The organism is Salicibibacter cibi, assembly GCF_016495865.1.
In the GTDB taxonomy this organism is placed as follows: Bacteria; Bacillota; Bacilli; order Bacillales; family Marinococcaceae; genus Salicibibacter; species Salicibibacter cibi.
The window spans coordinates 532,562-545,194 of sequence record NZ_CP054706.1 but is presented as its reverse complement, the minus strand read 5'-3'; the positions used below and the strand labels follow the sequence as shown (position 1 = coordinate 545,194).

9 protein-coding genes and 1 riboswitch are annotated in these 12,633 nt (G+C 47.0%); of the genes, 2 read left to right on the top strand and 7 right to left on the bottom strand.

Annotated elements, in window-relative coordinates; genetic code table 11:
* The first annotated feature begins 258 nt into the window (after positions 1 to 258).
* Positions 259 to 3,123 (top strand): gamma-glutamyltransferase, encoded by a 2,865-nt coding sequence (locus tag HUG20_RS02700; RefSeq protein WP_200087797.1) that lies wholly within the window; start codon positions 259 to 261, stop codon positions 3,121 to 3,123.
* A 90-nt stretch (positions 3,124 to 3,213) separates the two neighbouring features.
* On the opposite strand, the gene HUG20_RS02695 is transcribed toward HUG20_RS02700, so the two are convergent.
* From HUG20_RS02695 to fdhF, 4 genes are all read right to left on the bottom strand, one after another.
* Positions 3,214 to 3,606, bottom strand: a complete 393-nt coding sequence (locus tag HUG20_RS02695) for a hypothetical protein (RefSeq protein WP_200087796.1) — start codon at positions 3,604 to 3,606, stop codon at positions 3,214 to 3,216.
* Between the two features lie 184 nt (positions 3,607 to 3,790).
* On the bottom strand, positions 3,791 to 4,591 hold the full coding sequence (fdhD, locus tag HUG20_RS02690; RefSeq protein ID WP_200087795.1) for a formate dehydrogenase accessory sulfurtransferase FdhD: 801 nt from the start codon (positions 4,589 to 4,591) through the stop codon (positions 3,791 to 3,793).
* Positions 4,592 to 4,596: 5 nt separating this feature from the next.
* A complete protein-coding gene (locus HUG20_RS02685; RefSeq protein WP_200087794.1) occupies positions 4,597 to 5,247 on the bottom strand; it encodes a helical membrane plugin domain-containing protein in 651 nt (216 codons plus the stop codon).
* Positions 5,240 to 8,185, bottom strand: coding sequence for a formate dehydrogenase subunit alpha (gene fdhF, locus HUG20_RS02680; RefSeq protein ID WP_200087793.1), 2,946 nt, complete (start codon positions 8,183 to 8,185; stop codon positions 5,240 to 5,242). The genes HUG20_RS02685 and fdhF overlap by 8 nt, the downstream gene beginning before the upstream one ends.
* Positions 8,186 to 8,370: 185 nt before the next feature.
* Between fdhF and HUG20_RS02675 the strand changes: the two genes are divergently transcribed.
* Positions 8,371 to 9,633, top strand: a complete 1,263-nt coding sequence (locus HUG20_RS02675) for an L-lactate MFS transporter (RefSeq protein WP_200087789.1) — start codon at positions 8,371 to 8,373, stop codon at positions 9,631 to 9,633.
* Positions 9,634 to 9,698: 65 nt separating this feature from the next.
* Here the strand turns inward: HUG20_RS02675 and HUG20_RS02670 are convergent, their stop codons facing one another.
* From HUG20_RS02670 to pxpB, 3 genes are read right to left on the bottom strand one after another with little or no spacing between them, the layout of a single operon-like run.
* A complete protein-coding gene (locus HUG20_RS02670) occupies positions 9,699 to 10,457 on the bottom strand; it encodes a LamB/YcsF family protein (RefSeq protein WP_200087787.1) in 759 nt (252 codons plus the stop codon).
* A 43-nt stretch (positions 10,458 to 10,500) separates the two neighbouring features.
* Entirely contained in the window at positions 10,501 to 11,511 is a 1,011-nt protein-coding gene (locus tag HUG20_RS02665) for a 5-oxoprolinase subunit C family protein (RefSeq protein ID WP_200087785.1), read from the bottom strand.
* Complete coding sequence (gene pxpB, locus HUG20_RS02660; protein WP_200087783.1) at positions 11,508 to 12,242, bottom strand: 5-oxoprolinase subunit PxpB; 735 nt, start codon at positions 12,240 to 12,242, stop codon at positions 11,508 to 11,510. Before pxpB ends, HUG20_RS02665 begins: the two co-directional genes overlap by 4 nt.
* Positions 12,243 to 12,461: 219 nt before the next feature.
* A riboswitch (TPP riboswitch) is annotated at positions 12,462 to 12,564 on the top strand.
* Positions 12,565 to 12,633 lie beyond the last annotated feature (69 nt).

Here is a 12,633-nt window from a genome sequence, read left to right as displayed (position 1 = left end):
CACTATCTTTTTATTGGGTTAATAGAAAGTTTTTCTATCATTTTTTGAAACTTATTTCTTAATTATCCATTTAGTGTTAATGTGTCTATATTACTTTTTTATTTTTTATATTATTATAAATCTTAATGGAATAGGATTTTCTTTACACATTTCATACACTTTCATAGATTTTCCTATAAAAGGAGGATATGACTATTTTTAAATCTAGCAATTTTTTGTAAAATAGCTGAAAATATATGATGACACTGGAGGGGTTCAATGAAAAAGAAAAAAATTGTCACATTCTCGATTTGCGCAACACTCATCGTCTCTTTGCTCGCACCATCGATCCATGCAGAGGAACCTGCCGATGCCGATTCCCACATGACCGGCCATGGCGGTGCGGTAGCCTCCGAAGATGTGCATGCCTCTGAAGCCGGGATGACAATTCTTGAACAAGAAGGCAATGCCGTTGATGCAGCTATTGCAGTTGCGGCTGCACAAGGGATAACAAGGCCTTACTCCGGCGGCATTGGCGGAGGCGGCATGATGCTCATCCATTTGGCGGAAGAAGACGAACCTATCGCAATTGACAGCCGTTCCATTACGCCGGCTTCGTTTAATGACGAAACGTACATAAATCCAGACACAGGGGAGATTTTCCCATCAGCGATGAGAATCTCAAGTGGATCATCTTTTTCAATTCCCGGGACGGTAAAAAATTGGGAAGTTGCTTTAGAAGAGTATGGAACGATGACGTTTGCAGAAGTGCTGCAACCGGCGATTGACGTAGCCGAAGAAGGGTTCGTCGCAGATGAAAATTTTGTGCGGGAAACGACGGAAAATCAAGAACGTTTTGATCTTTTCACTTCTACAAGAGACATTTACCTCAATGACGACGGATCCGCTCCGGAACCCGGCGACGTGATTCAAAACCCTGATATGGCCCATACTTATCAATTGCTGGCAGAGGAAGGGAGCGAGGTTTTCTATGAAGGAGAAATCGCCGAGGCCATGGTTGACACGATTAACGATCCACCGGTCGTGGACGACCCGGACTTTGAAGCCGTAAGCAGCGAATGGCTTACGGAATACGGGGTGTTGGAAGGCGATGTCACGATGGAAGACTTTACAAACTATGAAACGGTTACCAGCGATCCGATCCACACCGATTACCGTGACTACGACATCTATGGCATGCCTCCTTCTTCCAGTGGCGGCCTCACGGTTGGACAAACGTTTAATATGTTAGAGCATTATGATCTTGAAAATATGTCCGGTACCGAGGCGTGGCATCATTTTATGGAAGCAACGAGGTATGCGTTTGCCGATCGGCGGGCGTATACCGGAGACCCTGCACATTCGGAAATCCCCGTTGATGAATTGCTTTCCGATGAATACACCGAAGAACGGATCACAAATATTGATTCGGACCGTGCATCAATTGGCCAGGTTCCTCCCGGCAATCCACGGTCGGAAGATGACGAAGACTTCTTCTATGATTTTGCAGAGGACGATGGCGCTGAATGGGATGCCCATAAGTTTCACAGAATCGATACCGGGCCTGAAAGCCATCCTTTTGATGCAAGCTTTACGATTGAAGATAACACCGGACAAATTGAATTGGCAGAAAGAATTGACGGCAGAGGAAGCGCGTACGGACGGGCCGCTGCTAACATGAATCCCGTGGAAGATAATGAAGTAAACTTGCGAGTACGCGCGGATGAAGAAGAATATGACCAACGCTTGCGATTATGGCTGAACGGCGACGTTTGGCAGTCAGGCAGCAGCGTACCGAGCAATGGCTACGGACTGGAAATCAACACGGAAACCGGCGAACTTGTTCTTCAGCGTGTCATCGATGGTGACTTAGCAACGCTCGAGCGTATCGATTATCCCGTAGAAACAGATTGGCACGATTTACGTTTCCGGGCAGAAGATAACGAGCTTAAAATAAGTGCCTGGGAAGCGGATGACGAGGAACCCGAAGAATGGTTAGCCGTCCATGAATTAGCGGAAGAAGACCAGTTGGATGAGCCTCTCGGCCGTTTAATGATGAGCGTGATTAATTTTGATTACGAACAAACGCAAACATTTTTCCTTGATCATATTGAAGCTGAACCCGTAACCGAAGATAGTGAAACGCTTGCGGAGCCTAGCCAAACGAGCATAATGGCTAACGATGCAACCCCTCCGCCTGAAACGACTTCCTTAGAAGAGGAAACTCAAGGGGTACAAGCCGATGAAGAAAAACGCATAAAAGACGAAGAAGATATTATCGATGAATCGACGATTCACCTTGCTGCTAGCGATGATGAAGGCAACGTCGTGAGCTATACGTCAACGATTGTATCGATCGGCGGCAATGGCATGGTCGTTCCCGGGTATGGTTTTTTGTTAAATAACGCCGTGTATGGGCGAACGCCAACCGAATCTCCTACGCATCCTAATTACCCACGACCGGACATGCGCTCCCTGAGCAGCATGGCCCCGACCCTTGTCATGGAAGATCAGTCGCCTGTCCTAACAGTGGGGGCTCCGGGAAATGATTCGATTTTAACAACCGTGTCACAAATCATGATGAACAACTTGGATTTTGATAAACCGCTTCCGGAAGCGATTGAACAGCCTCGCTTGTCGCAACGAAACAATTTTAACGCATTGGCTGAGTATGAAGAAAACTATATGGATGCAGAAACAGAGCAACAAATCGAAGAACTAGAAGCGATGGCCCATCTCTTTACGGCCAATACGAACGAGCAGGGGATCGGAGCGGCAGTCGGCATTGAATTTTCAGATGACGGTCAAGTCACTGCAGCCACCGAACCTGAGCGTCGCGGGGGAGGAAGCGCCCTCGTGCAAAGCAAAACAGATGATGAAGTTAGTGCAGCAGTGCTGTTACAATTAGTGGATCGCTTTGCCGAAGAAGGCGAATTTGAAAACGATGAGGCTGTCCGCGCGTTGGACGTACATTTAACGTCCGTCGATCATTTCGAAAATCAAGAAGAGGCGGGAAAAGTCATTGACCATATGGGCGGATTCAAAGATTTGCTTGACCACCAACGAGCACAAGACTGGATATCCGATGACGTCCATGAAACGCTGCAGGAAAAAGCGAATGCATTAGTGGAAGAGTGGGAATAACGTAAACAACCGGGAACGGCACACGTTCCCAGTTTATTTTATCAGCTGAATCCATCGATTTATCCGCCAAACTTTTCCTTTAAGCTAGTGTTAAAAATTAGTATTGAGTTTTTCTTTGATCTTTTCTCTAATATGAAAGATTTCTTTATCATGCACCAGCAATTTTTCGGTGAGGTAGCGATGATCTTCTTGTTGGTGTTTGTCAACATTCACCGCGTAGTCCAATGTTTGTTTAGTCATTTGCGTGTTATAATCCAGGGTTTTATCCATCTTCTCCACTTTATCATCCAGGTTATTTACTTTATTATCCAGATTGTTTACTTTATCATCCAGGTTATTTACTTTATTATCCAGATTGTTTACTTTATCATCCAGGTTAGTTGCTTTATTATCCAATTGCCCTACTTTGGCTTTGATTTCTTTTAATTCTAGTTGTTGGGTATCCAATTTTTCGAGAATGACTTTTAACAATTTGTCACTCATCGCTTTCATCCTCTCCATTTGATCATGTAGTATGACACGTCCACCCCTCCACTTATGGTTAGTTTACCATGAATTGTTCGTTTCTCCTACAGAATAAAGTCTATTCGGTGTTTTCGAATCAACGCAAAACAGCCGGGAACGTTGTTCCGTTCCCGGCTGTTTTATCAGCCAAACCCAAAAGCGTTTACGGCATAACAACCCGCTCCGGTACCGTATACACATTCAGCGATCCGGCGCGAATAAAACCAATGCTTGTAATCTCCAGCTCTTCGGCCAATTCCAGGGCGCGATCGGTCGGAGCTGATTTGGAGAGGACAACTTCGCAGCCGATTTTTGCCACTTTCAGGAGGATTTCCGACGAAAGCCGTCCGCTAAACACAATAATCTTATCTTGCAAGGAAATGCCGTGCTTCAGGCAGTACCCGTAGATTTTATCGAGGGCATTATGCCTGCCGATATCCATGCGCATAAGAACAATGCCATCGAGTGTGCATAAGGCGGCGTTATGTACGCCGCCGGTTTCTTGGAACGTCTGCGCCGCATGTTGCATGTCCTCCATTAGACGAAAACAATCCTCCGGAGCGATGCCCACTTGGCGTGTGCGCATCTTTTTTGTCGTTTTCACATCGGCAGCGAAAACGAATCCTTGTCGGCTCATCCCGCAACAGGAAGTGATGTAGCGCTTGTTTTGCATTTGCCGGTGCAGATGATCGATTTTTTTCGTCAAAGCCACGTGAACATAACCGTTTTTATCATCGACTCTTAATTCTTTTATCTCGTTAAAACGAGCGATGATCCCTTCCGAGGCAAGGTATCCGACCACCATATCTTCGATGTAGTCCGGGCTGCACACCATCGTCACGAACTCTTCCCCATTTATTTTTATCGTCACGGGATATTCGGCTGCGACGATGTCTTCTTTCCATTCAGTACTCCCACTATTGAAACGCAGGATGGACCGAACGTTTTGTGTCTGCTCATTCATGGCGATCACGAACCTTGTTTCTTAAACATAAAAGGCAAAACAAGCAGAGATACACCAGCTGCGGCAACATACCATTTGTTGGACGAAGGAGACGAACGACGGGATACACGGCTTCCGGATACCGGTTTTTCCGACTCGTGTTGAAGTTGGGCGCCTTGATCCTCCAATTTTTCTTTGTGTTCTTGATTAGCGCCGAATCCTTTGAGAAAAGCCATCATCACATTCATGCCTTCAACGACTTCCGGGTCTTTCATGGTACGAAGGAGGGCGGGGTATCCGCCTCCCTCTTTTCCGTAATGTTCGTATTCGGCCACTTGGGAAACGGCCGCATTCACTTTTAAAATAAGCGGTTCTATTTCTTCCATATTTAGGTTTCCGAGTACGCTAAACATGAGCAGCGAGTTTTTCATTGATTGGGTGGCTTCAGAGTTATCAATGGCTGTGGTCAGTCTTTCCAGCACTTCATCCCCTTGTTTAAGGAGGGCGTTCAGCGCATGGAACACTTCCCTTTCCTGAAGCTGTTTCATCAGCTCAAACGTATCGGCGATGACATCTTTGTTTTCCAAAAGGGTGGCTTCAATTTGATCCCAATCTCGCTTGCGCAATTCTTCGTCGGTCGGTTCGATGCGATGGATCACTTTTGTCGCTTTAGCCATTGTGCTGAGACCTCCTTTCTTTCACGAGATCGCCTGGAAATGTGTAATCCTTGCGTTCCCATTTCTTTTCCACCGCTACCCCTATTTGCGGTTGCGGGTTGCCATTGCGATGGTTGATTCTCGGCAATGGGCTTTCTCCTTTCGGTTCCAGAATTTCCATTTTGGCCGAGACTTCTTTATAAGCGGGGGTATCCGTATCTTTATCGGCATGGCTGCTCGTTAAATAGTTAATCGCTCCATCGCCCGAGTCATTCATCGGCAAATACAGTTCTTTGCCTTTTACGCGATCCGTAACGAGACAAGGAACTTTCACATTGCCGTAAGGCGACGTTAAACGCACCACCGTTCCATCTTCCAGCCCGCGTTCTTTCGCAAGTTCCGGAGAGACTTCAAGAAAAACACTCGGTGTTTTCTTCGTTATCCCTTCGGATTTATACGTCAGATTTCCTTCGTGGAAATGTTCGAGCATACGCCCGTTATTGACGTGAAGGTCATATTCTTCACCCATCTCAAGCGGTTTCGTCCACTCCACAGGAAAAAGCTTTGCTTTGCCGTCCGGAAACGGGAACCGATTCTCGAATAGAAGCGGCGTATCTGTGCCATCTGCGGCTACCGGCCATTGCAAGCTGTTATACCCTTCCAGGCGATCATAGCTGACGCCTGCAAACATCGGGGCCAGGGAGGCTGCTTCATCCATAATTTCGCTTGGATGCTCGAAGTTCCAGTTTGCACCCATGCGATTGGCGATTTCCATAATAATTTTCCAATCAGGCTTTGAATCGCCGAGCGGATCGAACACTTGATACAAACGCTGAAAACGGCGTTCCGTATTCGTAAACGTTCCCTCTTTTTCAAAACTTGGAGACGCAGGCAACACTACATCCGCAAACTCGGCCGTTTTTGAAAAAAAGATGTCCTGGACGACGAAGAAATCCAATTTTTCGAGTGCTTCTTGCACATAATTGGCGTTGGAATCGACGATACCCATCTCTTCCCCTTTTAGGTACATCACATTTAAATTTCCGTCGTGGATAGCAGCGACCATTTCATGATTATTCAATCCGGGTTCTGCCGGAAGATCCACATCCCAGCCTTTTTCATAACGTTCACGGACCGCATCATCGTGCACTTTTTCGTAACCCGGGAAACGATCAGGCATGCTGCCAAAGTCACTGGCGCCTTGGACGTTGTTATGTCCGCGCAACGGATACGTTCCCGCACCCGGTTTCATGTAATTGCCGGTCACGAGCATCAAGTTCGATATGGCCGTGCTCGTGTCAGAGCCTCCGCCATGTTGCGTGATGCCCATCGCCCATAAAAAGCTCGTCGTTTCCGCTTCGTGGATCGATGTGGCAATCTCGATCATTTCCTCTTTCGTCAAACCGGTAACTTCCTCGGCATAATCGAGGGTGTACGGTTCAAGGCTTTTGATATAATCTTTTAAGCCGTTGACATGCTCATCTAAAAACGCCTGGTCATGCCAACCTTTATCAATGATGTATTTCGTGACGGCTGAAATCCAGACGAGATCCGATCCCGCTTTCGGTTGGACAAAACGGTCGGCCCGATCGGCCATTTCGTGTTTACGCAGATCCGCGACAATTACTTTTTGTCCATGAAGTTTTTGAGACCGTTTCACCCTTGTCGCAAGTACCGGATGGGCTTCCGCCGTATTCGAACCGGTAATAATGACGAGCTCAGCTTTTTCGATGTCTGTGATACTTCCAGAATCGCCGCCGTAACCAACCGTTCTCCATAGCCCCATCGTGGCCGGGGATTGGCAATAACGGGAGCAATTATCAACGTTGTTTGTTCCGATCACCGCGCGGCTGAGCTTTTGCATGACATATGAATCTTCGTTCGTACATTTGGAAGACGTAATAAACGCAAGTGAGTCGGGACCGTTTTTCTCTTTTTCTTCCTTGAATTTATGGACGATCAAATCGTAAGCTTCTTCCCATTCCGCCTCCCGGAAAGCATCTCCTTCCCGAATCAGCGGTTTCGTCAACCGCTCCTCACTATTGACAAAGTCCCAGCCAAACTTCCCTTTTACACAAGTAGAAATTCCGTTTGCCGGCGCTTCCGACTGCGGCTCAACTTTGAGAACTTTGCGATCTTTCGTCCAGACATCAAAGGAGCAACCTACTCCACAGTACGTACATACGGTTTTTGTTTTTTCAATGCGATTTTCTCGCATCGAGGCTTCCATATCTGAGATGGTCATGAGTTGCTCATAACCCGTTTCTACCTCTTTGGTAATATTGATGAGCGGGCGCATGGAGGAATCTTTAATTCCCGTTAAAAAACCAGCTTCGCCTTCCATGCCCACTTCCATCATGGCGTTGCACGGGCACACCGTCGAACAATGCCCGCAATTAACACAAGAAGATTCTTCGATAGGAGAGTCCTTGTCCCAGATAACGCGCGGGCGCTGCCTGTCCCAATCGATCGTTAGCGTTTCCGTTACTTGCACGTCTTGACAAGCTTCCACACACCGCCCGCACAAAATGCACTGATCGGGATCATAACGATAGAAAGCATTGCGGTCCACTTCATAGGGCTTGAAATCAAAAGGGGTCTCTTGATGGCTCATTCTCATCTCTTTGACCGCATTATGTATCTCGCAGTTGCCGTTGTTGTAATCACAGACTGTACAGTACAGTTCATGATTACCGAGAATGCGGTCCATCGCGATTAGTTGTGCTTCATGTGCCTCTTCGTTCGTAGCGATCGCGTCTCCGTCCTTTACCGTCGCGGAGCACGAACGTACCAATTCTCCGTTCACACTGACGATGCACGTGTCACACGTTTCAATAGCACCAAGGCTTGGGTGGTAACACAGGCTTGGCACTTCAATGTCATGTTCAGTCAATACATCCAGTACGTTCTGCTTTTCCTTTGCATGTATACGCTTGCCATTTACCGTTACATCCGGCATTTTAGAAGACCTCCTTACCGTATTCTTTTTCTAATATATATCATTTTTTAACAACAATGTAAAACAAGCTGCCGAAATAGACTTGTTTAAAATCGTGTATTTTATATATGTTTCAACCGCAACACCTTGTGGGGTACTTACCGAGTATGTTTCAATATTTTCATAAGTGAAAAGGGGTGTATATTTTGCAAGCAAACAAAAATCGTTGGTTAATTGCTGTATCAGCCATTGCTATTCATTTGTCGATCGGTTCCGTCTATGCCTATAGTGTGTACCAAAATCCATTGAACGAATCGCTTGGTTGGGACATCGGGGCGGTAACATTCGCCTTTACGACTGCAATATTTTTTCTCGGGATGTCCGCCGCTTTTCTCGGAAAATTTGTCGAGCGTAACGGTCCCAGCAAATCCGCCATGATCTCTGCCGTTCTGTTTGGCACGGGAACATTAGGTGCGGGTTTCGGGATACAGATGGAGAGTTTACCTCTCTTTATTCTTTTTTACGGCGTGATCGGTGGTGTCGGTCTTGGGATCGGTTACATATCGCCCGTTTCCACCCTCGTTAAGTGGTTTCCGGACAGACGCGGACTCGCAACAGGCATGGCCGTCCTCGGCTTCGGTGCCGGTTCTCTCATTACCAGCCCGGTGGCCGAAAGCTTGATGGGCATGATTAGTATTCCTGCGACATTCTACACGCTAGGAGTTGCCTATTTAATCCTCATGTTTGCCGGTGCCAGCTATATCGCTCCGCCACCGGAAGGTTGGGAACCGGCAAGCATGAAAAAGCAGGAACAAAAAAAGAAGGAAAAGAAAAAAGATACCCAGGGAGATCTGGCGCAACTCAATGCCCGACAATCATTGAAAACATTCCGTTTTTATTTGCTGTGGGGGATGATGTTTATCAACATTTCCGCGGGGATCATGCTGCTCGCTGTCGCCTCAAATATGACGCAGGCGATTACAGGCACAAGCTCAGCCGCCGCGGCGACCATTGTCGGCATCATGGGTTTTTTCAACGGTTTCGGGAGAATTGGCTGGGCAAGCGCTTCGGATTATATCGGCCGCACAAACACGTATATGATCTTTTTCGCATTACAATTGGGAGCATTTATCCTCTTGCCATTCACAACCAATGAAATCTTTTTCGCGATTCTCTTATTTATTATCATGACTTGCTATGGCGGAGGCTTCGCCTGTTTGCCGGCTTACATCGGCGATTTATTTGGCACGAAACAGTTGGGAGCGATTCACGGCTATACACTAACCGCCTGGGCAATGGCAGGTGTTTTCGGGCCAATGGCTGTTTCCACAATCGTTGGAGCTACCGCTGATTATACAGATGCCTTTGTTTTATTTATCTTTTTGTTAGCGATAGCACTTGTGATGGCTATTCTGATGCATTTTAATATCAAACGCATCCGTAATCAGCAACAGGTGACAAGTGGATGACCTGAAAGAGGATTTTATGATGAATGCTGTCGCGACGAATGTCACGACAGCATTCAAGCATGCATCTATCCGATTGGCCGAATATCGATATCGGCATTTTCGATTTTTTTCCGAATGTTCTTCCCGAACGCCAATGCATGGGGACCGTCGCCGTGGATACAGACGGTTTCGGCGAGGATATCCACGTCTTTGCCTTGTTGCGAACGCACTTTACCCTCGTCAGTCATGCGAATGACTTGATCTCCCGCTACGTCGGCGTCCTCAACCAAAGCGTTCGCCTCACGACGTGAGGTAAGTGTTCCATCTTCCTGATACGTACGGTCGGCGAATACCTCACTGCCCGTTTTCAACCCGATTTTTTTTCCCGCTTTAAGGAGCTCGCCACCGGCCAGGCCGAAAAGAACCAGGTCGGGATCAATATCATAAACCGCCCGGGCAATGGCATCTGCTAGTTCCGGGTCCTGCGTCGCCCTATTATAGAGCATGCCATGGGCTTTCACATGTCGCAGTCGTCCGCCTTCCGTTTGTACGACACCCCATAACGCGCCAACTTGATAGGCGACAATGTCGTACGCTTCCTCGGGTAAAAGGTCAATGTGACGACGCCCAAATCCCATGAGATCCGGCAATCCGGGATGCGCACCGATTGCAACATCATTTTCAATCGCCAGTTTCACCGTTTTCCGCATGATCGAAGGATCGCCAGCATGAAATCCACAGGCGATGTTGGCGGAAGAAACGTAAGGGAGAATTTCCTCATCCGTTCCAAGTGTATAAACGCCAAAGCTTTCACCCATATCACAGTTCATGTCGATGGTTTTCATTTTACATCCTCCCCATATGAGCAAATATCCTCACCCGGAATATCTAATAATCTTTCCATTTTAAAGCAATCCCTATTTTTCTTTCACGCATTGCTTGGGCTTGTTTTAAATAAAGCGTTTCAGCTTCTTGAAAGGTAATCGGTTCAAACATTACTTGTTCATTCGGCCGGAACTGGGCAAACCGCCCTAAATCAACCGCTGCCACTTGTGCAAAACGCGGATACCCGCCTGTCGTCTGCCGATCAGCCATTAAAACGATCGGTTGGCCATCACTCGGAACTTGCACCGTCCCAAACGCGACAGGTTCCGATAAGAGGCTAAAAGATTCTTGGCGTTCGATGGGAGCGTCTTCTTCTGTTTGCAACCGATACCCCATACGATCCGATTGTGTCGAAACGGTAAACGCTTGTTGGAAAAATCGTTCCCGACTCTTCGCTGTAAACTGCTTAAAATGGGTACCGGGAAACGCCCGTATTTTTTGTTGTCCGCGGTCGAGCAGACTGCCATTTGCTCCCCAGTTTTCAGCGAAGACGCCGCCATCCGCTTTTTGAGCAATTTGATCAAATCGCTTCATCGCTTCTTTATTTTTCTTCCCTATATGTAATCGGTCACCTTTTTGAAGTGCTCTACCTTCAAAACCTCCGATTCCCGCACGCACATACGTACTCTTACTATTCATCACTACAGGTACATCGATACTACCCGCAACCGCCAGATAAGCGCGATAACCGAGGGCAACCGGTTTAAACGCAAGCGTACTTTCGGCAGGGACAAAAAGAGGTACCCCAAGTGAGTAAGCCGTACCATTGACTGTTGGCACCATTCCGCCCCCTGTTACTGCTATAAGACTATCCCTCTCGACCTTGATCTCCGGACCGTTCATCGTCATTTCAAGCACAGCTTCATTTTCATGATTGCCCACGATGGCATTTGCGCTTTGCAAAGCGATACGATCCATCGCGCCGCTCTCCAAAACCCCGTGCTGCAAAAAGCCAATTCGGCCTCGATCTTGAACGGTCGTAAACAAGCCCGCTTTCAAGATAGATAAACTCACATGTCCCCCTCCTCGTACGCTTCGAACTCCGTGCGCGTAATTGCCTTAAAATAAACCGTGTCCCCGGACTTCAGCAAGCTCGGTTGTTCCCGGTTAGGGTCAAACATTTTAAGGGGTGTTTGCCCGATCAGTTGCCATCCTCCCGGTGTCTCAAGCGGATACACTCCTGTTTGAATGCCGGCGATTCCGACAGCACCGGCGGGGATTTTTGTTCGTGGTTCACTCCTGCGCGGCGTAGCAATCTTTTGCGACATACCGCCAAGAAAAGAAAAGCCGGGAGCAAAACCGATCATGTATACCAGATACTCGCCGCTTGTATGAATTCGGATCACTTCTTCTTCAGAAAGGCCATTCTCCGTCGCCACATGGGACAAATCGAGACCAAAAGCTTCTTCATAACAAACGGGGATCGTTACGACAGCCCTCTCGCCTTCTTCCCCCGTCGTCTCCCCTATCTCACGAACTTTTTCCCGCAACTTTTCCATCACGTATGCACTCGGGGTGTCTCTTTTCCCCATGATACGGAGCACCTTTATCGGGTCGTAAAAGACGGTTAGACCAGTATAGCTCGGAACGCATTCGAGATACCATTCGAATGGAGCTTCTTCCAACAAGTCCATCAATTTTTTTGTGCGTTTATGGATTTCCGGATCAATTTCCGTCCCAAAAACAATATTGATCGCGGTTTCTGATAACACGTATAGTTCCGGTTTTTTTGCCTGCGCAGACATAAAGGTCTCTTCTCACCTTCCCTTGCCAGTATAAATTTGAGTTTCCCTTTTGTTTTATTTTTGATAATAGCCCCTGTGGCCGATCACTACAGTCATATTATACCTTTGGAAAATGATTGTTATCCTTTTCCCTTGTATATACCCAATCAAACGACCGGCAGGAAATATTTGATTATTTTCTTTTTTTATGTTACTTTTAATAAAGTAAATTAAAATATTTAAAACCACTAGGGGTGCTTTTATTAGCTGAGAGAGGCATAGCCTCGACCCTTATTCACCTGATCCAGTTCGCACTGGCGGAGGGAAGTGGGCTGATGACGTATATTGTTTGTTGTTGCCACTTCCCTGAAGTGGTTTTTATTTTGTTTTCAGGTAAAAAAGTATAAACCAA